Here is a 24,369-nt window from a genome sequence, read left to right as displayed (position 1 = left end):
ACGAGCGCCGGGGATCATCGCGCCGGCAAGGACCGTTCGATGCCGCTCGCCGCGCAGCGGCCAGCCGAGCTGGCCGGGATCCTCGCCGACGTCAGCGTCCGAGCAGGCGCCGGATCTCGGTGACGGCCGCTCGCCCCGCCCGGTTCGCGCCGACGGTGCTGGCGGACGGGCCGTAGCCGACCAGATGCAGCCGCGGTTCGGCGACGACCCTGGTGCCGTCCATCCGGATCCCGCCGCCCTGCGCGCGCAGGCGCAACGGCGCGAGATGGTCGATCGCGGCACGGAATCCGGTGGCCCACAGGATGATGTCGGCGGGTTCGAAGGTGCCGTCCGCCCACTCCACCCCATCCGGCGTGATCCGCTGGAACATCGGACGCCGGTCGAGGATGCCCGCGTCGAGCCTCGCCCGCACCTCGGGCGTCACCGCCAGATCGGTCACGCTCACGACGCTTTTCGGCGGCAGGCCCTCCCGGACCCGCCGGTCGACCTTGGCGACGGCCTCCCGGCCCCAGTCCTCACTGAACGGCTCGTCGCGCCAGACCGGCGGACGCCGCGTCACCCAGCGCGTCGAGCGCGTGAAGGGCGCCATCTCCAGCAGCAGCTGGACGGCCGACGCGCCACCGCCGACCACGACGACGCGTTTGCCGCGGAAGTCGCCGACGCCGGTGTAGTCCGCGGTGTGCAGCTGGCGGCCGCGGAAGGTCTCCTGCCCCGGGTAGTACGGCCAGAACGGGCGGTCCCAGGTGCCGGTCGCGCTGATCACCGCACGCGCGGCCCAGGTTTCCGCAGCGCTCGCCACGACCAGCCGCTCGTCCTCGGCGCTCACCGACAGGACGTCGACTGGCCGATGGACCGGAAGGTCGTAGGTGCGCTCGAAACGGCCGAAGTACTCGGCGACGGCCTCGGCCGCGGGCTGTTTCGGATCCGGAGTGCCGAAGGACATGCCCGGAAGGTCGTGGACGCCGTGGACCTTCTCCATCACCAGCGAAGGCCAGCGGTACTGCCAGGCACCACCGGGTCGTTTGCCGTGGTCGAGCACGACGAAACCCGCCTCGTTGGCGAATCCCGCGCGGCGCAGGTGATACGCCGCCGACAGACCGGCCTGACCGGCCCCGACCACCACCACGTCGACTTCGTGATCCGCCTTCATACCGGGTTCAACGGCTGACGGAAGCCGCTATTTCGTCCGTTGCGTCACAGCCCGCACGATCGCGACGATCAGAAGCACCCCGGCGAGTGCCACCAGCACCGGTGCCACGCGTTTGACCACGGATTCGCCCGCGTACTCCATCAGGTCGATGGCTTCGCCCTCCGTCACCGGCTTGACCGCTTGCAACGGCGGGCGTTCCTGGGGTTTCTCGGGCTCGGGCGTGCCGAGTTTGCCGGACAGGCAATCCGCGAACGAGTCGAGGATCTTGCCGCCGACCTCGGAGATCATCCCGCGCCCGAACTGCGCGGGCTTACCGGTGACCGCCAGCTCCGTGGCGACGGCGCCATGGGTGACGCCGTCCTTCTCGGTCAGGGTGAGCGTCACCGTCGCCGACGCCGTGCCCGCTCCGCGGGCGTCCTTTCCGGCGGCCTTGATGACCACCTTCTTGGTGTCGGCGTCCTTCTCGACGAAGTGTCCGGTTCCCTTGTAGAGCAGGGAGATCGGCCCGAGCTTGACCTTCACCGTGCCTTTGAAGGCGTCCCCGTCGACCTCGGTGAGGGTGGCGCCGGGCATGCACGGCGCCACCCGTTCCGGGTCGATGACGGCCTTCCAGACCTCGTCGACCGGGGCGGGAACGGTGAATTCGTGGTCGAGCCGCACGGGCCGACCTCCCTTCTGTGTCCTTTACGAACCTGCCGCGGCGAGAACCGCCCTGCCGGTCAGCACCCTGGCGAGGTGCTGCCGGTATTCGACATCGGAATTGCCGTCGGCCGTGGGGTTCGTGCCCTCGGCCGCGCGTTCGGCCGCGCCGCGGATCGCCGCGGCGGTGGCCGCGCAGCCGACCAGCGCCTCCTCGACCCCGGCCGCCCGCACCGGTGTCGAGCCCATGTTGGTCAGCGCGACCTGCGCCTCCTCGATGGTGCCCGCCTCGGTGCGGACGCAGGCCGCGACCGCGACCATCGACCACGCCTGGGCGACCCGGTTGAACTTCTCGTAGTGGGCGCGCCAGCCGGTGTGTTTCGGCACGCGGACCTCGATCAGGAGCTCGTCCGCGGCGAGCGCGGTGGTGAACATGTCCTGGAAGAAGTCCGCCGCGGCGACCGTCCGCCGTCCGCCCGGCCCGGAGACGACGAGTTCGCAACCGAGCGCGAGCACGGGGGCGAGCAGGTCACCGGCGGGATCGGCGTGCGCGATGGCGCCGCCGAACGTGCCTCGATGGCGGATCTGCGGATCGGCCACCGTGTCGGTGGCGGCCTTGAGCAACGCGGCGTGCTCGGCGACCAGCGCGTCCCGCTGGACGTCGTAATGCGTGGTCATCGAGCCGATCACCAGCGCGTCGCCGTCGTCGCGGACACCACGGAGTTCGGCGACCTTCCCGAGGTCGACCAGTGTGGTCGGCGTGGCGAGCCGCATCCGCAGCACCGGAAGCAGGCTTTGCCCGCCCGCCAGTACCTTGGCGTCCTCACCCGCTTCGGCGAGCGCGCTGATCGCTTCGTCCACTGTGGACGGAGCGACGTAGTCGAACGGGGCCGGGATCACTGGGCACCTCCGGTGGCGTCGATCGAACCGAGACCGCCACCGGCTTCGGAGCCCAGCCCGCCCGCGGCGGCCGACCCGTGCTGGACGGCGTGCCAGACCCGCATCGGGGTCAACGGCATTTCGATGTCGTTCACCCCGAAGTGCCGGACGGCGTCGACCACGGCGTTGACCACCGCCGGGGTCGAGGCGATCGTGCCCGCCTCGCCGACTCCCTTGGCGCCCAACGGGTTCGTCGTCGACGGTGTCTCGGTGCGGTCGGTGGTGAAGCTGGGCAGGTCCGCCGCCGACGGGAGCAGGTAGTCGGCGAACGTCCCGGTGGTCAGCGTGCCGCCTTCGTCGTGGACGGCCTCCTCGAACAACGCCTGCGCGATGCCCTGCGCGAGCCCGCCGTGCACCTGGCCTTCGACGATCAGCGGATTGACGGCCACGCCGACGTCGTCGACGCAGACGTAGGAGCGCAACCGCACACGCCCGGTTTCGGTGTCGACCTCGGCCGCGCACAGATGCGTGCCGTGCGGGAAGGAGAAGTTCTCCGGATCGAACGTGTCCGACGAATCCAGCGACGGTTCGACGCCGTCCGGCAGGTTGTGCGCCGAGAACACGGCCCACGCGATGTCCTGGATGGACGTCGAGGAATCCGTGCCCTTGACCGAGAACTTGCCCGCCGAGAATTCGAGGTCGTCCTCGGCGCACTCCATCAGATGTGCCGCGATCGGCTTGGCCTTGGCGAGCACCTTGTCCGCCGCCTTGACCACCGCGATCCCGCCGACCACCAGCGACCGCGAGCCGTAGGTGTCCATGCCCTTGTGCGAGGACTGGGTGTCGCCGTGGATGACCTCGATGTCCTCGAACGGGATGCCGAGTTTGTCGGCGACGATCTGGCTCCACGCCGTCTCGTGGCCCTGGCCGTGCGCGGAGGCGCCGGTGATGACCTCGATCTTGCCGGTCGGCAGCACCCGGATCTCCGCGTGCTCCCAGCCGCCTGCCGCGTAGTCCAGCGAACCGAGCACCCGCGACGGCGCGAGACCGCACATCTCGGTGAACGTCGAGATGCCGATACCGAGCTGGACCGGGTCGCCCGATTCCCGTCGCTCCTTCTGCTCGCGGCGAAGCCCGTCGTAGTCGAAGAGTTCCTTGGCCTTGGCGGTCGCGGCCTCGTAGTTGCCCGAGTCGTACGTCAGCCCGGCCACCGTGGTGAACGGGAACTCCTCGTGCTTGATCCAGTTCTTCTCGCGGATCTCCATCGGGTCCATGCCCAGCTCGACGGCGAGTTCGTCCATCATCCGCTCGATCCCGAAGGTGGCCTCCGGCCGCCCGGCGCCGCGATACGCGTCGGTGAGCGTGGTGTTGGTGAACACGTTGGTGCAGGCGAAGTGGTACGCCGGGAACTTGTAGATGGCGTTGAACATGAACGCGCCGAGGATCGGCACGCCAGGGCCGACGAGGCCGAGGTACGCGCCCATGTCGGCGAGCAGTTCGACCTTGAGGCCGGTCACCGTGCCGTCGCGGTTCGCGGTGATGGTGAGGTCCTGGATCTGGTCGCGGCCGTGGTGCGCGGCGACCATCGTCTCCGACCGGGACTCGTTCCACTTGACCGGTTTGCCGAGCCGCTGGGCGATGAGCGTCGACATCATCTCTTCGGGCAGCACGGCGATCTTGCCGCCGAACCCGCCGCCGACGTCGGGCGCGATCACCCGCACCTTGTGCTCGGGCAGGCCGAGCGTGGCCGCGGTCATCGTCTTGAGGATGTGCGGGACCTGGGTGGCCGACCACATGACCAGCTGGCTGCCCGTCGGGTCGACGACGCACGCCCGCGGTTCCATGAACGCCGGCACCAGGCGCTGCTGACGGAAGCGTCGTTTGAGCACGACCTCGGAGTTCGAGATGGCGTCCTCGACGCTGGAACCCGTTCCCGCGTCGGCGGAGTCGAAGACCCAGACCGCGTTCTGGTTGGTGCCGAGGTCCTCGTGCACCAGCGGCGCGCCCTCGGCGAGCGCGTTTTCGAGCCCGAGAACGACCGGCAGTTCGTCGTACTCGACGTCGATCGACTCGAGCGCGTCGTGTGCTTCGGCCGACGTCCGGGCGACGACCACCGCGACACCCTCACCGGCGAAGTTCACCGTGTCCGAAGCGAGGATGGGCCGCCTCGGCGACTTCATGTCCGGGGTGATCGGCCACGCGCACGGCATGCCGATGGCGCTTTCCGGGTCGAGGTCCTTCCCGGTGAACACCGCGACCACACCCGGCGCGGACTTCGCCTCGGTGACGTCGATCGAGACGATCTTGGCGTGCGCGAACGGACTGCGGAGCACCGCGAGATGCAGCATGCCGGGCAAGGTCAGGTTGTCGGTCCAGCGGGTCCTGCCGGTGATGAGGCGCTCGTCCTCCTTGCGGCGACGGGACTTGCCCACCTCCGGTTCGATCGTGGAGGTCATCACTCACCACCCGCGCCGACACGGGAAGCGGTGTCCGAGGCGAGCCGCTCGGCCTCCGGACCGGCACCGGGCCGCATCTGGTGGGCGGCGTCGCGGACCGCGCGGACGATGTTCTGATAGCCCGTGCACCGGCAAAGGTTGCCTTCGAGACCTTCCCGGACGGCCTTCTCGTCCGGATCGGGATTGTCGGCGAGCAGGTCGATCGACTGCATGATCATGCCGGGCGTGCAGAAACCGCACTGGAGCGCGTGATTCTCGTGGAAGGCCTTCTGCACCGGATGCAGTTCGCCGTCGCGGGCGAGTCCCTCGATCGTGGTGACCTCGCAGCCGTCGGCCTGGACCGCGAGTACCGAACAGGATTTCACGCTGTGCCCGTCGAGGTGGACGGTGCAGGCTCCGCAGTTGCTGGTGTCGCAACCGACCACGGTGCCTACCTTCCCGACCCGTTCGCGCAGATGGTGCACGAGGAGGGTTCGGGGCTCGACGTCGTCTGTGTAGGTGGTTCCGTCGACGGTGACGGTGATGCGCATCAGGCCTCCAAAAGCAAGAGAAACCCCGCGCTGGTCCGGGGTCGTTCGGGAGCGGCCGGTCATTCGGTTGTCACGGACCGACCCCGGGGCGACCGTGATCGGACTCACAGTCGAGCGTGCTACTCAGGTCCGGCCAGGGCAACCCCCACCAGGGGGTGACTCCTCGACGGTGGCGCAGATGCGTTGAAAGAGCAGGGTTATCGCCGCAGGCGCGGAGATACGGCGAGTGTCCATTCGGTACTGACTCATAAGTGGTAAGGACGGTCATCGAGAGGAAGGCAAGAGAACCGTCCTCACCATTCATGAGGCCAGGCGGCGTTCGCCCCGGTGACCACGGTGGCGACCCGGTCGCCGGGGATGTCGTGCAAGGTCAGCGCGGCCAGGCCGGCGGCCCCCGCCGGTTCCGGGAGGATGCCGAGGGTTTCCGCGCCCAGCCGCATGGCCGCGCGCAGATCGTCGTCTTCGACCAGCACGAAGTCGTCCACGAGCGAGCGCAGGCGCCGGATGGATTCGGGTTCCGGGGTGCGGATCGAGATGCCACCGGCGAACGAGTTCACCCGGTCGACGGTGACCGGCTCACCGGCCCGCCAGCTCGTCACCATCGCCTGAGCCGACGTGGTCCCGACACCGACGATCCGGACGTCCGGCGTCTGCGCCTTGAGCCAGAGCGCGACGCCGGCGATCAGCGCGCCGTCGCCGACCGGCAGCACGACCGTGTCGATCCCGCCCGCTTCCGCCAGTTCCAGCCCGATCGTGCCCGCCCCTTCGGAGATCGCCGGCTCACGGCCGTCGACCACGAAGACGCGATCCGGGGCTTCGGCGGCGAAGATGGCCGCGGCGACCTTCGCCTCGCCGTCGACCCGGCGCACCCGCGCGCCCAAGGTCTTCATCCGCCGCAGTTTGACCGGGGAGATGTCGGCGGGGACGAACACCTCGGCCCGCAGACCGTGTTCGCGGGCGGCGTACGCGACGGCCTGCCCGAAGTTGCCGCTGGTGCCGCACACCATCGTGGTGCCGGGTTCCAGCCCGGCCGCGAAGTAGTCCGCGCCCCGGCCTTTGAAGCTGCGCAACGGATTCAGCGTCTCGATCTTCACCAGCACGTTTCGGCCGAGCCGTTCGTTCAGCTGTTCGTCGCTGTACTGCGGGGAATTCAGGAAAACGGGATCGATCACCTTCGCCGCCTCGGCGACGTTGTCCAGCTTCAGGTCCATGACGCTCAAGCTAGGCCGGGAGCCGATCATGGCGATTGTAAATTTTCCCGCCCGCGTGCAAAAATCTTGCGTGCCTCTCGACGAGATCGACCACCTGCTGCTCGACCTCGTCCAGGCCGACGCGGCCCGTCCCCTGCACGATCTGGGTGATGCCGTCGGCCTCTCCCCCAGTGCGGTCCAGCGACGGCTGACCCGGCTGCGCGCCACGGGCGTGATCCGCGCCGAGGTCGCCGTGCTCGATCCGGACGAGCTCGGCGCGGGGATGACGTCGGTCGTCCTGGTGGCGCTGACCGACGACGACGAAAAGCACCACACGGCCTTCCGCGAGCGGATGCTGGCCGAGCGTCGCGTCCAGCACTGCTACAGCATCGTCGGGCAGTGGGATTACGTCGTCGTCCTGCTCAGCCCGGATCTCAAGGCGAGCCGGTACCTGTCCAGGAAGCTGTTCGACGAGCACGTCAAACGGTTCGAGACGCTGCCCGCCTTCGAGGTGGTCAAGTCGAGCCAGTCGGTGCCGGTGCCCGGCGTCAGCCGTGGATCCGGCCGCTGAGTTCGGCGAGCCGCGAGCCCGAACCGCTCCACCGCAGCGCGATGATCTCCGGCGCGATCGACACCGCCGTCTCCTCGGGGGTCCGCGCGCCGAGATCGAGGCCGATCGGCGAGGACAGCCGTTCGAGTTCCGCCTCGGTGACCCCGGCCTCGCGCAGCCGCGCGAACCGGTCGTCGTGGGTCTTGCGCGAACCCATCGCGCCGACGTAGCCGACGTCGAGGCGCAACGCGACCTCCAGCAACGGCACGTCGAACTTCGGGTCGTGGGTGAGCACGGCGATCGCGGTCCGGCCGTCGATCCGGCCGGCGTCGGCTTCGGCCTCGAGATAGCGATGCGGCCAGTCGACGACGACCTCGTGCGCGTCGGGGAACCGGCTCTTCGTCGCGAACACGGGCCGCGCGTCGCAGACCGTGACCTGATAGCCGAGGTACGCGCCCATCTTCGCCATCGCGGCCGCGAAGTCGATCGCGCCGAAGACCAGCAGGCGCGCAGGCGGTTCGAAGGAATTGACGAAGACCGTCATCCCTTCGCCGCGGCGCTGCCCGTCCGGCCCGTAGCGCAGGGTTCCGGTGCGACCGCCGGCGAGCATGCCGCGCGCGTCGTCGACGACGGCGTCGTCCATCCGCGACGAACCGAGCGAACCGGCGACCCGGTCCGGCCAGACGATCAGATGCTCGCCGACCAGGCCCTCCCGTTCGTGCTCGGTCACCGTGACCACGGCGACCGGCTGTACACTGTGGACCGATTCGACGACATCGCCGAGCTCCGGCATCGAGTCGCGGTCGATGTGCTGGACGTAGATGTCGATGATCCCGCCGCAGGTCAGCCCGACGGCGAACGCGTCGTCGTCGCTGACGCCGTAGCGCTGCAGCACGGGCGCGCGGTCGGCGACCACCTGCTGCGCGAGCTCGTAGACGGCGCCTTCGACGCAGCCGCCGGAGACACTGCCGGTGACCGTGCCGTCCGGGGCCACGAGCATCGCCGCCCCAGGGCTCCGCGGCGCCGACGAGAACGTCGCCACCACGGTGCCGACCCCCACCGTCTCGCCTGCCGCCCAGCGGCGGTGCAGTTCGTCCAGTACGTCACGCATCGGCGATCTCCACCAGCAGTCGTTCCAATGTGGCCAAGCTGTGCCCGGCGAGCAGCCGATCGAGGTACGGGAGCGCGGCCACGATGCCGGACTGCACGGGAGCGTAACCCGCCCGCCCCGCGTGCGGATTCACCCAGAATACGACGTGCGCGAGCCGCCGCAGCCTGGCGAGCTGCTCACCGAGCAGGCCGGGGTCGCCCCGTTCCCAGCCGTCCGAGAACACGGTGACCACGGATCGCCTGGCCACGCCGCGTTGTCCCCAGCGGTCGAGGAACGCCCGCAGGGTCTCGCCGAGCCTGGTCCCGCCCGCGAAATCGGGGACCGCGGCGGCCGCGGCGAGCATGGCGTGCTCGGGATCGCGCAGCCGGAGCTGGCGGGAGACCCTGGTGAGCCGGGTGCCCAAGGTGAACACCTCGACCCGGCCCGGAGCGCGCCGCGTCACGACGTGCGCGAACCGCAACAGGGAGTCGGCGTACGGCCCCATCGAGCCGGAGACGTCGATCAGGAAGACGACGCGGCGTGGTTTGACGCCCTTCCGCCGGTACGCCAGGCGCACGGGCTCGCCGCCGCCTGCCAGCATCGCCCGGAGCGTGCGTGACGGATCTAGAGTGCCCCGCCGGGCGGCGCGACGGCGGGGCGACGACCGCAGCGGGAGGGCCGGGCGCAGTTTCGCGAGCAGTTCCCGCAGGTGAGCGCGTTCGGCGACGCTCAGTTCGGCGAGGTCGCGATGGCGCAGGATCTCTTCGTCACTCGCCGCCACGCGGAGTTCGTCGGGCTCCGCGCCGGATTCGCCCTGTCCCGGCGCCTGCGCGAGGGTGGCGATCCTGGCCCGCTTCGGGGCCTCTTCCCGGCCTCGCCGTCGTGGTCCGGCTTCCTTTTCGGTGAACCAGCCGTCGAACGCGGCGTCGTAGCGCGGGAGGTCGTCGGGGTCGGCGCACAACGTCAGCCGTCCGGCCCAGTAGAGCTGCTCGGGATCGGCGAGGTCGATCGCGTCGACGGCTCCGAGGTACGCCTGCACTCGGTGCGCGTCGCACGGCAAACCGGCTTCGCGCAAAGCCTCCGCGAAGCCGACGAAACTCGCCAGTGGGTCGCTCACCCCTCCATTGTGCGCGCAATTCGGCACCTGGTTGCGGTACTTGCGCGCGCAAGTACCGCAACCAGGTGCCGAATTGCGAGGTCAGCGGCGGGCGAAGACCGGGGTTTTCTCGCGCAGGGGGCCGATGCCGCCCATGAAGGCCCCGAAGGCGGTGAGCTGCGGGAAGCGGTCCGATATCCGGAGCGGCAGCGGCACGGTCCGCTCGTTCAGGGTCCCGTCGAGGGCGGGCTCGATGAGCATCTTGTGCTCCACCAGTTGCTGCTTCTGGGCGAGCGTGACGGCCACCGACCGACGGCGCTGCACCCGGGCGAGATCCCGCGCGGTCAGCGTGCCGCGCAGCAGCGGGGCCGCGAGGATCCGAGCGGCCGCGACGGCGTCCTGCACCGCGATGTTGACGCCCATCCCGCCGACCGGCGACATCGCGTGCGCGGCGTCGCCGATGCAGAGCACCCGGCCCGAGTACCAGTGCGGCAGCTTCGACATCCGGACCTTCAGCAGTTTGACGTCGTCCCAGTCGCGGATCTCGCTCACCTGCTCGTCGTTCCAGCCGAACAGGCCGCCGATGCGGGCACGGAACTTGTCGATCCCTTCGGCCCGCCGCGCGGTGTCCTGCCCCTTCCGGATCAGATACGAGGTCTGGAAGTAGTCGCCGCGGTCCATGGTCACGCCGGCGAGCCCGCCCTCGAACCGGCCGAACACCTGGGCCTCTTTGCCGGTGTCTTCGAGTTTGGGCACCCGGACCCACCAGACGTCCATCGGCACCTCGTACTCCTTCGGCACGAGTCCCGCTTCTGCGCGGATCAAGGAATCCCGGCCGTCGCAGCCGACCACGAGCGGCGCGGCCAGTTCCCGCTCCTCGCCGTCGGAATCGCGGTAGCGCACGCCGCCTCCGTCGCGCAGGCCGAGCACCTCGGCCCCCATCCGCAGGGTGAACGTCGGTTCCCCGGCCGCGGCTTCGGCGAGCAGGTTCAGGAAATCCCATTGCGGGACCATGGCGATGTACTTGTGCGGCCCGGGAACGCGGCTGAAATCGGCGGCGACGATCGTCCTGTCGCCGATCAGCATCCGCATCTTCTCGAGCCGTTTCGACGGCAGTTCCGCGAACCGCTCGCCGAGGCCGAGTTCGTCGAGCAGCATCAGCGTCGGCGGATGCACCGTGTCGCCGCGGAAATCGCGGAAGAAATCCTTGTGCTTCTCGAGTACGGTGACTTCGACCCCGGCTCGCGCCAACAGGAGCCCGAGCACCATCCCCGCCGGACCGCCCCCCACCACACAACACTGTGTACGTTCCATAGTCGAGTTTTAGCGTGCCTCGTGGACCATTACCACGTATTCGGCTCCGAAGAGGACCTAGGTCCCGAGTCCCGCGATGAGGATCCCGACCATCTTGCGCGCGTTGTAGCGCGGATCGCTGTCGGCACCGATGCAGAGGTTCCCGACCCCGCGCATGACTTCCATCGCCTGGAGATCGGAGCGGATCTCGCCCGCCTCCGCGGCGGCGTCGAGCAATCGGGCGCACACCGGCAAGAGGGTGTCGAGGAAGTAGGCGTGCAGCGTCTCGAATCCGGCGTTGTCGGACTGCAGGACCGCCGCCAGGCCGTGTTTGGTGACCAGGAAATCGACGAAGAGGTCGATCCAGCGCCGCAACGCCTCGTACGGGGAGGCGCTCGACGCCAGCAGTTCCGGCCCGGCTTCGGCGCACGCGTCGACCTGGTGCCGGTAGACGGCGATGATGAGGTCGGCCCTGGTCGGGAAGTGCCGGTAGATCGTGCCCATCCCGACGCCCGCCTTGGCCGCGATGTCGCGGACCGGCGCCTCGACCCCCGAGGTGACGAAGACGGCGGCGGCCGCGTCGAGCAACGTCTTCTCGTTGCGCCGGGCATCCGCGCGTTTGGCCTTGGTGCCTTCTTGAGCCATCACGCCACTCCTCCACCGCCGAGCCGGGTTGCCAAACGGAACATTGCTCCGTATGGTTAGCGGAGCAAGGTTCCGCTTGCTCATCTTGCCATGGAGGACACCGTCATGCAGTACCGCACCTTGGGCAGGACCGGTGTGCAGGTCAGCACCCTCGCGCTGGGCGCGATGAACTTCGGCGCGATCGGGCGCACCACCCAGGACGAGGCCACCGCCCTCGTCGACACCGCGCTGGCGGCCGGGATCAACCTCGTCGACACCGCCGACATGTACAGCGACGGCGAGTCGGAGAAGATGGTCGGGAAGGCCATCGCGGGCCGCCGCGAAGACGTCGTGCTGGCCACGAAGGCGAGCATGCCGATGGGCGACGAGCGCAACCATCAGGGTGCTTCACGCCGCTGGCTGGTCACCGAACTGGACAACAGCCTGCGCCGCCTCGATGTCGACCACGTCGATCTCTACCAGATCCACCGCTGGGATCCGAAGACCGGCGACGAGGAGACGCTCTCGGCGCTGACCGATCTGCAGCGCGCGGGGAAGATCCGCTACTTCGGTTCGTCGACGTTCCCGGCGTACCGCATCGTGCAGGCCCAGTGGGCCGCGCGCGAACACCGGCTGAGCCGGTACGTCACCGAACAGCCCGGCTATTCGATCCTGCAGCGCGGAATCGAAACCCATGTGCTGCCCGTGACCGAGGAATACGGGATGGGGGTGCTGGCGTGGAGCCCGCTGGCGTCCGGCTGGCTGTCCGGTGCGGTCCGGGAAGGCCGCGAGATCAGCACGAACCGTTCCGCGGTGCTGCCGCAACGTTTCGATCTGTCCCGGCCCGGCAACCGGGTCCGGCTGGAAGCCGTCGAGCGGCTGGTCAAGGTGGCCGACCAGGCAGGGTTGAGCCTCATCCAGCTCGCGCTCGGCTTCGTCGTCGCGCATCCTGGCGTGACCAGCGCGCTCATCGGGCCCCGCACACTGGAGCACCTGGAGTCTCAGCTCGCCGCCGCGGACACGGTGCTTTCCGCCGACGTCCTCGACCCGATCGACGAGATCGTCGCCCCGGGCACCGATCTCGCCCCGGAGGAGAAGCACGACACCCCGCCTTCCCTGCTCGACGCTTCGCTGCGGCGCCGCTGACGCTCAGGCGAGCAGGTTGTCCAGCTTGGCCCGGACACGGGCGAGGTCTTCGCTGTACTTGAGCACCGAGCCGAGCGTCCGCGCGGCGGCCGCGGCGTCCAATTCGGACATTCCGAGGGCGAGGAGCGCCTGAGCCCAGTCGAGCGATTCCGCCACGCCGGGCGGCTTCAGCAACTCCATCGCCCGGAGCCGCTGTACCGCCGTCGCGACCTGCGCGGCGAGCGCTTCGCCGAGGCCCGGGATCTTGCGGCGCAGGATCTCGATCTCACGGCCGAGGCCCGGATGTTCGAGCCAGTGATAGAGACAGCGGCGCTTCAGCGCGTCGTGCACCTCCCGCGTCCGATTGGAGGTGAGCACCACGAGCGGCGGATGTTCGGCACGCACCTCGCCGAACTCGGGGATCGTCACCGCGTTCTCGTCGAGGAGTTGCAGCAGGAAGGCTTCGAACTCGTCGTCCGCCCGGTCGATCTCGTCGACCAGCAGCACACACGGCGCGGTCTGCAACGCCTTCAGCAGCGGCCGGGCCAGCAGGAAACGTTCGGTGTAGAGGGACTGTTCGGCGGCCTCGACGTCGAGGCCGCCGTCACCGGAGGCTTCCAGCGCCCGCAAATGCAGCAGCTGACGGGGGAAATCCCACTCGTACAGCGCCTGCGCCGCGTCGATCCCCTCGTGACACTGGAGCCGGATGAGCGGCACGCCGAGCGCTTCGGCCAGTCCCAAGGCGAGCGAGGTCTTGCCGGTACCCGGCTCGCCCTCGCAGAACAGCGGGCGGCCGAGTGCCACGGCGAGGAATCCGGCTGTGGCGATGCCGTCGTCGGCGAGATAGCCGACCGATTCGAGGGCTTCGGCCAGTTTCTCGGGCGATTCGACGGTCACTTGCCGATCGTAAGCCTCGCCGAGCCGGAGATCAGCCTGAAAGATCCTCGCGGCGGTCCACGTCGTGGCCGGTGCCGAGGTCGCCGCATTCGACGAGCCGCAGGTCCTGACGTCCCTTCAGCCAGTCTCGGGCGCCCCTGTCCCCGGAAGCGCTCGCCACGATCTCCGGCCACCAGCAGCGGCCGAGCACGACAGGATGACCGGGAACGCCTTCGTAGGCGGCACGCGCGACCGTGTCCTCACCCGCCCCGGCGGCGACCCGGCGGACCACGTCGGCGCCGACCCCGGGCAGATCCACGAGATGCACGACAACGGCTTCGGCGTCGGTTCCGGTGAGCGCGCTCAGACCCGCCCGCAGTGACGCACCCATTCCGGATTCCCAGTCGTCGGCCACAACGGCGGCTTCGGGAGCGGGCAAGAGCGCGCGGACCTCCGCGGCCGAGGCACCCAGCACCACCCGGACCGGCGCGCAGCCCGCCGCGGTGAGCACCCGCAGCGCCCGGACGACGAACGGCTCGCCGTCGAGGACGGCCAGCGCCTTCGGCCCGCCGAAGCGGCGCCCGGCCCCCGCCGCGAGCAGCAACCCGGCGAGCTCAGCCATGCCGCGCTCTGGTCGGCGGCGCCGACGCCAGGTCGGTCTCGATGGCGCGCGCCGCCGCGAGCAGGGGCGGCAGCAGTTCCTGTTCGACCGACTCGCGTGTGGTGCGGCTGGCGTGCGTGGAGAGGTTGACCGCGGCCACGACCTTGCCCTGCCGGTCGCGGATCGGCGCGGCGATCGAGCGGAGGCCCTCTTCGAGTTCCTGGTCGACCATCGCGTAGCCCTGCTCGTAGACCCTGACCAGCTCGGCGAGCAGTTCCTCCGGCCGGCTTTTGGTGCGCGCGGTGAGCTTGTCGAGCTTCGCCCCGGCGAGGTAGTCCCGCAGGTCGGCGTCATCGAGGCCGGCCAGCAGTACGTGTCCCATCGAGGTCGCGTGGGCCGGGAAGCGGGTGCCGACGTTGATGCTCACGGTCATGATCCGCGAAACGGCTACGCGTGCGACGTACACGATGTCCATGCCTTCGAGCACGGAGACCGAACTCGACTCGTGCACCTCGGCGGAGAGCCGTTCCAGATGCGGCTGGGCGACCTCCGGCAGCGACAGGCTCGACAGATACGAGTAGCCGAGTTCGAGGACCCGCGCGGTCAGCGAGAAGTACTTGCCGTCGGTGCGCACGTACCCGAGGTCGACGAGGGTGAGCAGGAACCGGCGGGCGGCCGCCCTGGTCAGCCCGGTGGACCGGGCGACGTCGCTCAGCGTGAGTTCCGCCGCGTCCGCGTTGAACGCCTTGATCACCGCCAGCCCGCGCTCGAGCGACTGGACATGATGCGCTCCGCGCTCGGTGACCTCGCCTTCGTCCATATGAGAACCCTAAGGCGTATCTGGCAAGTCTGTTCGATGGGCTTCGTGATCCAGGCCGCCACGTTCCGTCAGGGGCCGCCTGGGCACGGAGACCGCGAACAGACTTTGCCGGGCACGCTTTAGCCTTCACCTTCTTCCTGGGCGGCAGGCTCACCGAGTTCGGCCAGTACCCGCTGGGCGACGGCGAACGCGGTGTTGGCGGCCGGGGCACCCGTGTAAACGGCGGTGTGGAGCAGGACCTCGGAGATCTCCTGCGCGGTGAGTCCATTGTGGACAGCGGCACGGACGTGCATCGCGAGCTCGTCGTGGGCGTGCAGCGCGGTGAGCGCGGCCAGGGTGACGCAGCTGCGGGTCTTGCGGTCGAGCCCGTCACGCGACCAGACCGATCCCCAGGCACCCTTGGTGATGTAGTCCTGGAACGGGCGGCTGAACTCGGTGGTGCGGGCGACCGCCCGGTCGACGTGCGCGTCCCCGAGGACTTCGCGGCGCACCTTCATGCCGGTCTCGTAGGTGTCGTCGGTCATCGGGCGGCCTCCAGGTGTTCGAGGATCAACGCGGTGAACCGCTCCGGCTGTTCGAAACTCCCCAGATGCGCGGCGCCTTCGACGACCTCCAGCCGCGCGTCCGGGATGCCGTCCGCGATCACCTGGGCGTGCTCGACCGGGGTGGCCGGATCCTCGGCCCCGGCGACGACCAGGGTCCGCGCCGCGATCTTGGGTAGTTCGTCGACGAGGTCCATCCGTTCGATGGCCTCACAGGACGCCGCGTATCCCTCGGCGGGAACGCTCGCGATCATCTCGCGCAGGTATCCGGCCTGCTCGGGGTGGGCGGCGGCGTGACCGGCGGTCAGCCAGCGGCCGACCCCGGCCTCGGCGATCGCGGCGGTGCCGTTCTCCCGGACCGTCTTCGCCCTGTCCGCCCACATGCTCGGCGGCCCGAGCTTCGCGGACGTGCAGCACAGCACGAGGCTTCGGATCCGGTCCGGCTTGTTCACGCCCAGCCACATCCCGGTCATCCCGCCGAGTGAGAGGCCGACGACGTGGGCGCGCTCGGCATCGTGCTCGTCGAGCAGCGCGAGCAGATCACCGCCGAGATCCGCGAGCGTGTACGGCCCCGGCGGGACCGGGGAGGCGCCGTGCCCGCGGGTGTCGTAGCGGATCACTCGGAAACCCTGCTCCACCAACGGTTTCACCTGCGGCCCCCACATGCGGTGGTCGCTGCCGAGCGATCCGCTGAACACCACGACAGGGCCGTCCGCGGGCCCTTCCGCAACGCTGTGGACTTTCACCGGCTCAGACATCGAAGAACACCGTCTCCCCCTCGCCCTGCAACCGGATGTCGAACCGGTAGCCGTCGCCGGTCTTGGTGGCGACCAAGGTGCTCTGGCGGGCTTCCGGGACCGAGGCCAGCACCGGATCCCCGGAGTTGTCGTTGTCCTCGAAGTAGATCCGGGTGACCACCCGGTGCAGGAGTCCTCGTGCGAGCACCGAGACGTCGATGTGCGGCGACTGCGTGCTGCCCGCCGGACCGGGCAGCGGACCGGGCATGATCGTCCGGATCTCGTAGTTGCCGCCGGGATCGGTGGGACAGCGCCCGAAACCCCGGAACCCGCTCGCGACCGCCCCGCGCGGGTCGTCGGGGTGGTCGAACCGGCCGTCGGCGTCGGCCTGCCACGTCTCGATCATCGCGTCCGGGACCGGTTCGCCCGCACCGTCGAGGACACGGCCGTGGATGCGGATCGCGGCCGGTTCGTCCGCGGGGACGACGTCCGGCCCGTCCGGCCAGGGCAGGCCGATGGACAGGTACGGGCCGACGGTCTGGGAAGGCGTCGTCTCCGGCATCAGTGCTCGTCCTCCTCGTCTTCGAAGACCGAAGCCTCGCGGCCGCGCACGACGATGTCGAACTGGAAGGCCAGCGCCCACTCGGCTTCCGTGCGGTCGAGGTCGAAGCGGGCGATCATCCGCTGCCGCGCCTTCTCGTCCGGGATGGAGTTGAAGATCGGATCCTGCGAGAACAGCGGGTCTTCCGGGAAGTACATCTGGGTGACCAGCCGCTGGGTGAACGCGGTGCCGAACACGGAGAAGTGGATGTGCGCCGGCCGCCAGGCGTTGTCGTGGTTCTTCCACGGGTACGCGCCCGGTTTGATGGTGGTGAACGTGTAGCGCCCTTCGGAGTCGGTGAGCGTCCGGCCCGCGCCGTCGAAGTTCGGGTCGAGCGGCGACGGCCAGCGGTCGCCGGTGTGCCGGTACCGGCCGCCCGCGTTCGCCTGCCAGATCTCCACGAGCGAATCCCGGATCGGCCGCCCGTCGCCGTCGAGCAGCCGCCCGGTGACGATGATGCGCTGGCCCTGCGGCTCCCCCGCGTGCCCCTTGGTGAGGTCGTTGTCGAACTCGCCGATCCGCCCCTGCCCCAGCGCCGGTCCGGTGACCTCGGTCAGCAGATGCGGGAGCACGATCAGCGGTTGTTCGGGGTGCCGCAACGCCGTCGACCGGTAATCGGCGTGGTCGAGCGGCGGATGAGTGCCCTCCGGATCGCGCCGGTAGCGCGGGAGCCTCAGTTCTGCGGGTGCGGACATAGCTGTTCCCTCCAGCGCGGGTCAGTGGATCACTGGGCTTCGAGGACGACGGCCAGCCCCTGGCCGACGCCGATGCAGATGGCCGCCAGCCCCCACCGGCCACCGGTGCGGCGCAGGTGATGGGCCAGGGTGCCGAGGATGCGGCCGCCGGAGGCACCCAGCGGATGCCCGATCGCGATCGCGCCGCCGTTCACGTTGACGATCTCCGGGTCTAGCGTCGACCAGTCCCGCAGGCAGGCCAGCGACTGCGCGGCGAAGGCCTCGTTCAGTTCGACCGCCGCCAGGTCTTCCCAGCCGATCCCGGCCCGTTCCAGTGCGATCTCGGCCGCGCGCACCGGGCCGATGCCCTCGACGTCGGGGTCGACGCCCGCCGCGCCACGGCCGGCGATCCGGGCCAGCGGCGCCTTGCCGAGCCGTTTCCCTGCCGCCGCGTCACCGAGCAGCAGCGCGGAGGCGCCGTCGTTCAGCGGCGACGCGTTCGCGGCCGTGACCGTCCCTTGTGGACGGAAGACGGGCTTGAGCTTCGCGAGCTTCTCCGGACTGGATTCCGGCCGGATGCCTTCGTCGCGGGTGAGTTCGACACCCTCGACGGGGACGACGTGGTCGTCGTAGAACCCCTCGTCCCAGGCGCGGGCGGCGTTGACGTGACTGCGGACGGCGAACGCGTCCTGCTCGTCGCGGCCGATGCCGTAGCGCTCGGCGAGCTGTTCGGTGGACTCGCCGAGCGAGACCGTCCACTGCTCGGGCATCTTCGGGTTGACCATGCGCCAGCCCAGCGCGGTGGAGTGCAGCGTCTGGTTGCCCGCCGGGAAGGCCTTCTCCGGTTTCTGCATGACCAGCGGCGAGCGGCTCATCGACTCGACCCCGCCCGCGACGGCGAGCGACGCGTCGCCGACCTGGACCGACCGGCTGGCCTGCATGACGGCGTCGAGACCGGATCCGCACAGGCGGTTGACCGTGGCACCGGGCACGCTCGTCGGCCAGCCCGCGAGCAGTGCCGCCATCCGCGCGACGTTGCGGTTGTCCTCGCCGGCGCCGTTGGCGTCGCCGAGCACGACCTCGTCGACGGTGGCCGGGTCGAGGTCGTTGCGCTCGGCCAGCGCCCGCAGCACGGTGGCGGCGAGGTCGTCCGGGCGAACCCGGGACAGGGCGCCGCCGTATTTGCCGAACGGGGTACGGATGGCGTCGAACAGGAAGACGTCGGTCATGCGCTCGCCCTTGTGAGGTCTCGGAGGATGCGGAGTTGTGCCTCGGTCGGCGCCGGGCTGGTCGCCAGGTCGCCGGACACCTTCAGTTTCCACCCGGTCGCCTCGACGACCTGATCGACCTCGACGCCGGGGTGCACTTCGGTGAGGGTGAGCTCGGCGGTCTCCGGGTCGGGCCGCAGCAGGCCGAGGTCGGTGACCACCAGCGTCGGCCCGGCGCCGGGGAGGCCGAGGCGCTCGCGGTCGCCCTTGCCGGTGCCGTGGCCGAACGAGGTCACGAAGTCGACCTTCTCGACGAAGGTGCGGGTGCTCTGCCGGAGCACCACGAACACCTCGCGGCAGGAAGCGGCGATCTCCGGCGCGCCGCCCGCGCCGGGGAGACGCACCTTGGGGTTGGCGTAGTCGGGGCCGATGACGGTGGTGTTGATGTTGCCGAACTTGTCCAGCTGGGCGGCGCCGAGGAAGCCGACGTCGATCCGGCCCGGCTGGAGCCAGTAGTTGAAGACCTCGGGAACGCTGACCACCGCGTCCGCGGTGTCGGCCAGTTCGCCGTCGCCGATGGACAACGGGAGCCTGCTCGGCTTGGCGCCGAGGCAACCGGATTCGTAGATGAGCGTCAGGTTCGGCGCGTGCCCGCGGCGGGCCAGGTTGGCGGCCGTGCTCGGCAGGCCGATGCCCACGAAACAGGACATCCCGTCGCCGAGCGCGCGAGCGGCGGCGACGCTCATCATCTCGTCTGAGGTGTACTCGGTCATGCCTTCACTCCCGTCAGCTCGTCGAGCCAGCGGGTGAAGCTCTCCCTGTCCCGGCCGATCGCGTCCCATGCCTGGTAGGCGTCGTTGTCCCGCTCGTAGTAGCCCGCCGCGTACGACGGCCTCGCGCCGCCGGGCACCTCGGCCACGGCGGTGACGGCCCACGACGGCAGCACGATCGCGCCCGGCCGGGGCTCCAGCTCGTCCACGATCTCCTCGACGGTGACCAAGGATCGCTTCGCCGCGAGCACCGCCTCCTTCTGCACGCCGGTGATCCCCCAGATCTGGACGTTGCCGGACCTGTCCGCGCGCTGGGCGTGGACGATCGTGACGTCCGGGTTGAGGGCGGGCACGGCGGCCAGCCGCTCACCGGTGAACGGGCAGGTGATGGGTTTGATCGTGTCGGTGTGCGCGGCGAGATCGGTGCCGGTGTACCCGCGCAGGACGGCGAACGGCAGGCCCGAAGCGCCGGCGACGTACCGATTCGCCATGCCCGCGTGACTGTGTTCCTCTATCTCCAGCGGTACCGGCCAGGAGTGCTGGACGGCGTCACGGAACCGGTGCAGCGAGCCGACTCCGGGGTTGCCGCCCCACGAGAAGACCAGCTTGCTCGCGCAGCCCGCGCCGATGAGCTGGTCGTAGACGATGTCCGGGGTCATGCGGACCAGCGTCAGGCCGGTGCGGCGCTGACGGATGATCTCGTGACCGGCGGCCACGGGGATGAGGTGCGTAAAGCCCTCGAGCGCGACGGTGTCCCCGTCGTGCACCAGCCGTGCCACGGCCTCCTTCAACGACAGCAGCTCAGCCATCCCCACTCCCGGCTCGCTCGAAGCGCTTGTTCGTATCGCGCACACATGTTCTGCATATGAACATAGCACAGGCGAGCCGGGCATGGCACTGCTTCGACCCGGCGAATCCGGATCAGCCCGCGCGACCGCGCAGCCAGGTGCGGTACCGGCGAAGCGCGACGGCCCGCAGCACCGTTTCCACCACGAGCGCCAGCTTCGGGTCGACTCCGGGCTTCGTCGGCCGTCCCGCGCCGAGGCGGCGCAACTGCCGCCGGACGCGGGCCATGCTCGCGGCGGACGCGACGGCCTTGTCGCCGATGCGGACCGGCTCGAGGTCCACCTTTCGCTTGCTGTTCTTGCCGACGTCGACACGGCTCGTCACCGGCCAGAACCCGGGATCCGCGAAGGAGACCGCGAAGAAGGTGGCCGACCTCCTCTGATCAGCTGATCCCTCTGCCGGGCGGGAACCATTCGACGGCCCTGTAGTCCCCCGTCTCGACCGTCTCGAACGGAACACTGCTCAGACAGGGCGGCACGACAAACTTGTGCCCGGGATCAGGACCCCAGCTGTAGCCGACCCGGTCGCGCCTGCCGTCGTCGTACACCGTCATCCCGATCCGGCGGTCCTTGAGGCCGGGCACGTCCGTGTCCTCGACGATGCCGGTTACCACGGCGACGGGGCCGCCGACGACCAGGCAATCGACCCTGCCCTGAAAGTAGGCGGAAAACCCCTCGCCCGCGTGGCTCACCCGGAACGTCCCCCTGCTGTCCGGGAAGAGACCGTGCGCGTCGAAGGCGAACCGGACGTCCTGGCCGTCCTTGCGAAGCATCTTCGCGGCGCCGACCAGACTCGGTTCGGACGGTTTCCCCTTGCCCTCTTCGGCGGCGGACACCGGGCCTGCCGCGACGAGTGTCGTGGCGAGGACCATCGCGGCACCGACGGCGGCCAGTTCTCGTGATCGTTTCATGTTCCTACCCCCTGGAATCCCCTGCTCGCGGACCCTTTCCGCACTCATCACCATCCCGGCGGGCCCGGCGGTGACGACTCCCCCGCGCAGGGGAAGCGCCTCCCTCATAGCGGGGATTTCCATGTTTGGGATACCAACTGTCGCACACTAGGCTGACGTCGTGACCTCGAAGATCGCGGTGACCCGGTGGATTCCCGACGAAGCGCTGAAAGCGCTCGCCGAAGCCGGGGAGGTGAAACTGTCGCGCGCCGACCGGCCGCTGACGCGGGACGAACTGCTCGAGTTCGTCCGTGGCGCGTCCGCGATCGTCGGCATGCTGCACGACCGGCTCGACGGCGAGGTCGCCGGCGCGGCGGGCCCCGGACTGAAGGTCGTGGCGAACGTGGCCGTCGGTTACGACAACGTCGACGTCGCGGCGTTGTCGGAGCGCGGGGTCACCGTCACGAACACCCCCGGCGTGCTCACCGATGCCACCGCTGATCTGGCGTTCGGGCTGATCCTCGCGGTCACGCGGCGGCTCGGCGAGGGCGAAAGGCTGATCCGCTCGCGTACCCCGTGGTCGTTCCATCTGGGTTTCCTGCTCGGTTCCTCACTGCAGGACAAGACGCTCGGGATCGTCGGGCTCGGCCAGATCGGGCAGGCGGTCGCGCGGCGGGCGCTCGGTTTCGGCATGCGGATCGTCTACTCGGGACGATCGCGGGCCGCCGAGGACGTCGAGAAGACCCTGGGCGCGAAGTACATGCCCTTCGGCGACCTGCTGCGGAGTTCCGACGTCGTGTCGCTGCACTGCCCCCTCACACCGCAGACCCGGCACCTCGTCGACGCGGACGCGCTGAAGTCGATGAAGCCGGGCGCGTACCTGATCAACACCACTCGAGGCCCCGTCGTCCATGAGGCCGCGCTGGCGCACGCGCTCGAAACAGGCGAGATCGCCGGAGCGGGCCTCGACGTTTTCGAGGCCGAACCCGAGGTCGAACCACGCCTGCTGAACCGCGAAAACGTCGTCTTGACGCCGCATCTGGGATCGGCGACGGTCGAGACCCGTACCGCCATGGCCGTGCTCGCGGCCGAGAACGTCGCGTCGGTGCTCACCGGCGGAAACCCGCTGACGGAGGTTCGTCCATGACTCGTGTGGTCATCGCGCCCGACAAGTTCAAGGGAAGCTTGACCGCGGTCGAGGCCGCTGAGGCGATCGCCCACGGCGTCCGCGACGCGCTGCCCGAGGCCGAGGTCTCCTCCTGCCCCGTCGCCGACGGCGGCGAAGGAACGCTCGACGTCCTCGTCGCGGCGGGCGGCCGCCTGGTGGAACTCCCGGTCCGCGGGCCGCTCGACGAAACCGTCGCTGCGCGGTACGTGACGCTCGACGGAACGGCCTACATCGAATCGGCCCGCGCGTGCGGTATCGAATTCGTGGAGCCGAGCCCGGAAGTGGCGCTGGCCGCGCACACCTGGGGCGTCGGCGAACTCCTCGCGCACGCCCTCGACAACGGCGCGCGGCGCCTGGTGCTGACCGTCGGCGGAACGGCGAGCACCGACGGCGGCGCCGGAATGCTGGCGGCACTGGGCGCCGGGGTCTTCGACGCCTTCGGCGCGCCGGTCGGGCTCGGCGGCGGCACGCTGAGCCGCGTCGCACTGGCCGAACTCGGCCCGGTGCGCGAACGGCTCGGCTCCGTCGAGGTCGCCGTCGCCACCGACGTGACGAATCCCTTGCTCGGCCCCCGTGGCGCGGCCGCGATCTTCGGCCCGCAGAAGGGAGCGGGCCCGCGCGAGGTCGAGCAACTGGACGCGTCCCTGTCCCGCTGGGCGCAGGCGTTGCGGAACGCCGGGACCCCCGATGTCTCCGATCTTCCCGGGGCGGGCGCGGGCGGCGGAGTCGCCGCGGGCGCGATCGCGGGGCTCGGCGCGAGCGTCGAATCCGGGTTTCAGCTCATCGCCGGGCTCACCGGCGTCGCCGACGCCATCGAACGCGCCGACCTCGTCATCACCGGCGAGGGCTCATTGGACGAACAGAGCCTCGATGGCAAGGCCCCGGCCGGCATCGCGGCCCGCGCACAGGAGCACGCGGTGCCGCTGATGGTGCTGGCCGGACGGATCCAGCTGGACCAGAGCCAGCTCGCCGGCCTCGGGGTCGTGGGCAGCGCCGCCCTGATCGACCACGCGCCTTCGCTCGACCACGCGCGTGCGCACGCGGCGGAACTCCTGCGCGAGCGTGCCGGCGAGCTGGTCCGCATCTGGGCCCGAGGCTAAGCACGCGCGTAGCGGCAGTTATTCGGACGTCGCGAAAGCCACTTTCGCGACGTCGGACGTCCCGAAAGTGGCTTTCGCGACATCATCGTCGGAGGTCGACCAGGCGCCTTGCCCGACTCGGCAAGCCTGAACCCGCCAGGCTCAGCTGCCAGGCTGGGGCTGAGCCTGCGGGAGTACGGCGAAGGCGACTTCGCCGGTTTCGTCCTGCTGGACGTCGAGCACCTTGTCGTCGAGCAACGCGGCCGCTTCCGGCTCCAAGAACACCTTCGGGCCGCCGTCGGCGCCGAGGACCTTGTCTCCGGTTTCCGGTTCAGGGGCGACGGAAACCGCGAGCTGGGGACTGTCCCCCTGCTGGGAATGCATCGCGAACCGCAGGCCGCCTCCGTCCTGGCCGTTCTCCTGGCCGGTCAGTGCGGTGATCGCCTCGGCGGCGGCTTCGGTGACTGTCAGCATCTCTGCCCTTCCTTCGTCGCGGTCTTGCACTTGACCGACCACGCTAGGGGCTGTCGGCATGGCCCGCCGTCTGAGTGAAGATCACTTCTGGCCGACGTCGGGCTCCTCCTCGGCCAGCCGCATGGCGTGCGACTCCCCTTCACGGATCTCCGCGGGCGTTGTCCCGAAACGGTCTGCCCCGCTCCAGTGCTCGGGTGGTTCGACACCCTCTTCGAGCGGGTCGACGCGGAGTTCGTCCTCGTCGAGCGCCTCGCTGGGATCCAACGTTTCCGGCTCCGCGGTCTCACGGTCGCTCATCGGCCGCTCCCTCCTGGTCGGACGTCGGCCGGGACGTGCTGTACTCGACCCGGCTCCTGTGGCTTACCCGGCGTCTCCGCAGGCCAAACAGGGGCGCTGTCGTGGGGATCACAGTTTCTCAGGTAGTTCATTAGCTTCACAAGTTTGTGAAACAAGGAGTAGCGT

28 protein-coding genes are annotated in these 24,369 nt (G+C 69.8%); 4 read left to right on the top strand and 24 right to left on the bottom strand.

The window, feature by feature from the left end:
* Nucleotides 1-91 precede the first annotated feature (91 nt).
* The 6 genes from DL990_RS16130 to DL990_RS16105 form a co-directional block, all read right to left on the bottom strand.
* A complete protein-coding gene (locus DL990_RS16130; RefSeq protein WP_125799149.1) occupies nt 92-1,150 on the bottom strand; it encodes an NAD(P)-binding domain-containing protein in 1,059 nt (352 codons plus the stop codon).
* Between the two features lie 27 nt (nt 1,151-1,177).
* Complete coding sequence (locus tag DL990_RS16125; protein ID WP_125799148.1) at nt 1,178-1,810, bottom strand: SRPBCC domain-containing protein; 633 nt, start codon at nt 1,808-1,810, stop codon at nt 1,178-1,180.
* Between the two features lie 24 nt (nt 1,811-1,834).
* Nucleotides 1,835-2,689 carry a xanthine dehydrogenase family protein subunit M gene (locus DL990_RS16120; RefSeq protein ID WP_125799147.1) on the bottom strand — a complete coding sequence of 285 codons (855 nt, stop codon included), beginning with the start codon at nt 2,687-2,689 and terminating at the stop codon, nt 1,835-1,837.
* Nucleotides 2,686-5,124, bottom strand: coding sequence for a xanthine dehydrogenase family protein molybdopterin-binding subunit (locus tag DL990_RS16115; RefSeq protein ID WP_125786584.1), 2,439 nt, complete (start codon nt 5,122-5,124; stop codon nt 2,686-2,688). Before DL990_RS16115 ends, DL990_RS16120 begins: the two co-directional genes overlap by 4 nt.
* Nucleotides 5,124-5,654, bottom strand: a complete 531-nt coding sequence (locus DL990_RS16110) for a (2Fe-2S)-binding protein (RefSeq protein ID WP_125786585.1) — start codon at nt 5,652-5,654, stop codon at nt 5,124-5,126. Before DL990_RS16110 ends, DL990_RS16115 begins: the two co-directional genes overlap by 1 nt.
* 293 nt (nt 5,655-5,947) lie before the next feature.
* Nucleotides 5,948-6,865, bottom strand: a complete 918-nt coding sequence (locus tag DL990_RS16105; RefSeq protein ID WP_125786586.1) for a threonine/serine dehydratase — start codon at nt 6,863-6,865, stop codon at nt 5,948-5,950.
* A 70-nt stretch (nt 6,866-6,935) separates the two neighbouring features.
* On the opposite strand from DL990_RS16105, the gene DL990_RS16100 reads away from it, so the two are divergent.
* Nucleotides 6,936-7,415, top strand: a complete 480-nt coding sequence (locus DL990_RS16100) for an Lrp/AsnC family transcriptional regulator (RefSeq protein ID WP_125786587.1) — start codon at nt 6,936-6,938, stop codon at nt 7,413-7,415.
* Here the strand turns inward: DL990_RS16100 and DL990_RS16095 are convergent.
* From DL990_RS16095 to DL990_RS16080, 4 genes are all read right to left on the bottom strand, one after another.
* Nucleotides 7,393-8,505, bottom strand: a complete 1,113-nt coding sequence (locus DL990_RS16095; protein WP_125799146.1) for an XdhC/CoxI family protein — start codon at nt 8,503-8,505, stop codon at nt 7,393-7,395. The genes DL990_RS16100 and DL990_RS16095 overlap by 23 nt on opposite strands.
* Nucleotides 8,498-9,601, bottom strand: a complete 1,104-nt coding sequence (locus tag DL990_RS16090; protein ID WP_125799145.1) for a VWA domain-containing protein — start codon at nt 9,599-9,601, stop codon at nt 8,498-8,500. The genes DL990_RS16095 and DL990_RS16090 overlap by 8 nt, the downstream gene beginning before the upstream one ends.
* An 81-nt stretch (nt 9,602-9,682) precedes the next feature.
* Complete coding sequence (locus DL990_RS16085; protein WP_125786590.1) at nt 9,683-10,894, bottom strand: FAD-dependent oxidoreductase; 1,212 nt, start codon at nt 10,892-10,894, stop codon at nt 9,683-9,685.
* A gap of 57 nt (nt 10,895-10,951) precedes the next feature.
* Nucleotides 10,952-11,518 (bottom strand): TetR/AcrR family transcriptional regulator, encoded by a 567-nt coding sequence (locus tag DL990_RS16080; protein WP_125799144.1) that lies wholly within the window; start codon nt 11,516-11,518, stop codon nt 10,952-10,954.
* Nucleotides 11,519-11,623: 105 nt separating this feature from the next.
* On the opposite strand from DL990_RS16080, the gene DL990_RS16075 reads away from it, so the two are divergent.
* Nucleotides 11,624-12,643, top strand: coding sequence for an aldo/keto reductase (locus tag DL990_RS16075; protein WP_125799274.1), 1,020 nt, complete (start codon nt 11,624-11,626; stop codon nt 12,641-12,643).
* Nucleotides 12,644-12,646: 3 nt separating this feature from the next.
* On the opposite strand, the gene DL990_RS16070 is transcribed toward DL990_RS16075, so the two are convergent.
* From DL990_RS16070 to DL990_RS16015, 12 genes are all read right to left on the bottom strand, one after another.
* Complete coding sequence (locus DL990_RS16070; RefSeq protein WP_125799143.1) at nt 12,647-13,519, bottom strand: MoxR family ATPase; 873 nt, start codon at nt 13,517-13,519, stop codon at nt 12,647-12,649.
* Between the two features lie 31 nt (nt 13,520-13,550).
* The gene (locus tag DL990_RS16065) at nt 13,551-14,120 is read right to left on the bottom strand and encodes an NTP transferase domain-containing protein (RefSeq protein WP_125799142.1); all 570 of its coding nucleotides are present in this window, start codon (nt 14,118-14,120) and stop codon (nt 13,551-13,553) included.
* Nucleotides 14,113-14,919, bottom strand: coding sequence for an IclR family transcriptional regulator C-terminal domain-containing protein (locus tag DL990_RS16060; RefSeq protein WP_125799141.1), 807 nt, complete (start codon nt 14,917-14,919; stop codon nt 14,113-14,115). Before DL990_RS16060 ends, DL990_RS16065 begins: the two co-directional genes overlap by 8 nt.
* Nucleotides 14,920-15,038: 119 nt before the next feature.
* Nucleotides 15,039-15,443, bottom strand: a complete 405-nt coding sequence (gene pcaC, locus DL990_RS16055) for a 4-carboxymuconolactone decarboxylase (RefSeq protein WP_125786595.1) — start codon at nt 15,441-15,443, stop codon at nt 15,039-15,041.
* Entirely contained in the window at nt 15,440-16,219 is a 780-nt protein-coding gene (gene pcaD / locus DL990_RS16050) for a 3-oxoadipate enol-lactonase (protein ID WP_125799140.1), read from the bottom strand. Before pcaD ends, pcaC begins: the two co-directional genes overlap by 4 nt.
* A complete protein-coding gene (gene pcaG / locus DL990_RS16045; RefSeq protein WP_125786597.1) occupies nt 16,212-16,760 on the bottom strand; it encodes a protocatechuate 3,4-dioxygenase subunit alpha in 549 nt (182 codons plus the stop codon). Before pcaG ends, pcaD begins: the two co-directional genes overlap by 8 nt.
* Nucleotides 16,760-17,494, bottom strand: coding sequence for a protocatechuate 3,4-dioxygenase subunit beta (gene pcaH / locus DL990_RS16040; protein ID WP_125799139.1), 735 nt, complete (start codon nt 17,492-17,494; stop codon nt 16,760-16,762). Before pcaH ends, pcaG begins: the two co-directional genes overlap by 1 nt.
* A gap of 29 nt (nt 17,495-17,523) precedes the next feature.
* On the bottom strand, nt 17,524-18,702 hold the full coding sequence (locus DL990_RS16035; RefSeq protein WP_125799138.1) for a thiolase family protein: 1,179 nt from the start codon (nt 18,700-18,702) through the stop codon (nt 17,524-17,526).
* A complete protein-coding gene (locus DL990_RS16030; protein WP_125786600.1) occupies nt 18,699-19,454 on the bottom strand; it encodes a CoA-transferase subunit beta in 756 nt (251 codons plus the stop codon). The genes DL990_RS16035 and DL990_RS16030 overlap by 4 nt, the downstream gene beginning before the upstream one ends.
* Entirely contained in the window at nt 19,451-20,260 is an 810-nt protein-coding gene (locus tag DL990_RS16025) for a CoA transferase subunit A (RefSeq protein ID WP_125786601.1), read from the bottom strand. The genes DL990_RS16030 and DL990_RS16025 overlap by 4 nt, the downstream gene beginning before the upstream one ends.
* Nucleotides 20,261-20,372: 112 nt before the next feature.
* Complete coding sequence (locus tag DL990_RS16020) at nt 20,373-20,621, bottom strand: hypothetical protein (protein ID WP_199746413.1); 249 nt, start codon at nt 20,619-20,621, stop codon at nt 20,373-20,375.
* A 58-nt stretch (nt 20,622-20,679) separates the two neighbouring features.
* Nucleotides 20,680-21,207, bottom strand: a complete 528-nt coding sequence (locus tag DL990_RS16015; protein WP_125799137.1) for a hypothetical protein — start codon at nt 21,205-21,207, stop codon at nt 20,680-20,682.
* A gap of 160 nt (nt 21,208-21,367) precedes the next feature.
* Between DL990_RS16015 and DL990_RS16010 the strand changes: the two genes are divergently transcribed.
* Nucleotides 21,368-22,333, top strand: a complete 966-nt coding sequence (locus DL990_RS16010; RefSeq protein ID WP_125799136.1) for a D-glycerate dehydrogenase — start codon at nt 21,368-21,370, stop codon at nt 22,331-22,333.
* Nucleotides 22,330-23,454 (top strand): glycerate kinase, encoded by a 1,125-nt coding sequence (locus DL990_RS16005; protein ID WP_125786604.1) that lies wholly within the window; start codon nt 22,330-22,332, stop codon nt 23,452-23,454. Before DL990_RS16010 ends, DL990_RS16005 begins: the two co-directional genes overlap by 4 nt.
* Nucleotides 23,455-23,595: 141 nt before the next feature.
* Here DL990_RS16005 and DL990_RS16000 read toward each other — a convergent pair whose 3' ends face one another.
* Together DL990_RS16000 and DL990_RS15995 are read right to left on the bottom strand one after the other, a co-directional pair.
* Nucleotides 23,596-23,907, bottom strand: a complete 312-nt coding sequence (locus tag DL990_RS16000; RefSeq protein ID WP_125786605.1) for an iron-sulfur cluster biosynthesis protein — start codon at nt 23,905-23,907, stop codon at nt 23,596-23,598.
* Between the two features lie 81 nt (nt 23,908-23,988).
* A complete protein-coding gene (locus DL990_RS15995) occupies nt 23,989-24,204 on the bottom strand; it encodes a hypothetical protein (protein ID WP_125799135.1) in 216 nt (71 codons plus the stop codon).
* Nucleotides 24,205-24,369: the final 165 nt, after the last annotated feature.

The sequence above is a fragment of the Amycolatopsis sp. WAC 01416 genome (genome assembly GCF_003947485.1).
In the GTDB taxonomy this organism is placed as follows: Bacteria; Actinomycetota; Actinomycetes; order Mycobacteriales; family Pseudonocardiaceae; genus Amycolatopsis.
Note: the sequence above shows the minus strand (reverse complement) of the source record. Positions and strands in the feature narration are given on the sequence as shown.

Excerpts from the sequence above, each read along its gene's own strand:
- pcaD (WP_125799140.1), bottom strand. The coding sequence starts at position 16,219 with ATGTCTGAGCCGGTGAAAGTCCACAGCGTTGCGGAAGGGCCCGCGGAC.
- DL990_RS16000 (WP_125786605.1), bottom strand. The coding sequence starts at position 23,907 with ATGCTGACAGTCACCGAAGCCGCCGCCGAGGCGATCACCGCACTGACC.
- pcaH (WP_125799139.1), bottom strand. The coding sequence starts at position 17,494 with ATGTCCGCACCCGCAGAACTGAGGCTCCCGCGCTACCGGCGCGATCCG.
- DL990_RS16085 (WP_125786590.1), bottom strand. The coding sequence starts at position 10,894 with ATGGAACGTACACAGTGTTGTGTGGTGGGGGGCGGTCCGGCGGGGATG.
- DL990_RS16025 (WP_125786601.1), bottom strand. The coding sequence starts at position 20,260 with ATGGCTGAGCTGCTGTCGTTGAAGGAGGCCGTGGCACGGCTGGTGCAC.
- pcaC (WP_125786595.1), bottom strand. The coding sequence starts at position 15,443 with ATGACCGACGACACCTACGAGACCGGCATGAAGGTGCGCCGCGAAGTC.
- DL990_RS16080 (WP_125799144.1), bottom strand. The coding sequence starts at position 11,518 with ATGGCTCAAGAAGGCACCAAGGCCAAACGCGCGGATGCCCGGCGCAAC.
- DL990_RS16095 (WP_125799146.1), bottom strand. The coding sequence starts at position 8,505 with ATGCGTGACGTACTGGACGAACTGCACCGCCGCTGGGCGGCAGGCGAG.
- DL990_RS16035 (WP_125799138.1), bottom strand. The coding sequence starts at position 18,702 with ATGACCGACGTCTTCCTGTTCGACGCCATCCGTACCCCGTTCGGCAAA.
- DL990_RS16015 (WP_125799137.1), bottom strand. The coding sequence starts at position 21,207 with ATGAAACGATCACGAGAACTGGCCGCCGTCGGTGCCGCGATGGTCCTC.
- DL990_RS16105 (WP_125786586.1), bottom strand. The coding sequence starts at position 6,865 with ATGGACCTGAAGCTGGACAACGTCGCCGAGGCGGCGAAGGTGATCGAT.
- DL990_RS16060 (WP_125799141.1), bottom strand. The coding sequence starts at position 14,919 with ATGGACGAAGGCGAGGTCACCGAGCGCGGAGCGCATCATGTCCAGTCG.
- DL990_RS15995 (WP_125799135.1), bottom strand. The coding sequence starts at position 24,204 with ATGAGCGACCGTGAGACCGCGGAGCCGGAAACGTTGGATCCCAGCGAG.
- DL990_RS16030 (WP_125786600.1), bottom strand. The coding sequence starts at position 19,454 with ATGACCGAGTACACCTCAGACGAGATGATGAGCGTCGCCGCCGCTCGC.
- DL990_RS16115 (WP_125786584.1), bottom strand. The coding sequence starts at position 5,124 with ATGACCTCCACGATCGAACCGGAGGTGGGCAAGTCCCGTCGCCGCAAG.
- DL990_RS16110 (WP_125786585.1), bottom strand. The coding sequence starts at position 5,654 with ATGCGCATCACCGTCACCGTCGACGGAACCACCTACACAGACGACGTC.
- pcaG (WP_125786597.1), bottom strand. The coding sequence starts at position 16,760 with ATGCCGGAGACGACGCCTTCCCAGACCGTCGGCCCGTACCTGTCCATC.
- DL990_RS16075 (WP_125799274.1), top strand. The coding sequence starts at position 11,624 with ATGCAGTACCGCACCTTGGGCAGGACCGGTGTGCAGGTCAGCACCCTC.
- DL990_RS16005 (WP_125786604.1), top strand. The coding sequence starts at position 22,330 with ATGACTCGTGTGGTCATCGCGCCCGACAAGTTCAAGGGAAGCTTGACC.
- DL990_RS16130 (WP_125799149.1), bottom strand. The coding sequence starts at position 1,150 with ATGAAGGCGGATCACGAAGTCGACGTGGTGGTGGTCGGGGCCGGTCAG.
- DL990_RS16065 (WP_125799142.1), bottom strand. The coding sequence starts at position 14,120 with ATGGCTGAGCTCGCCGGGTTGCTGCTCGCGGCGGGGGCCGGGCGCCGC.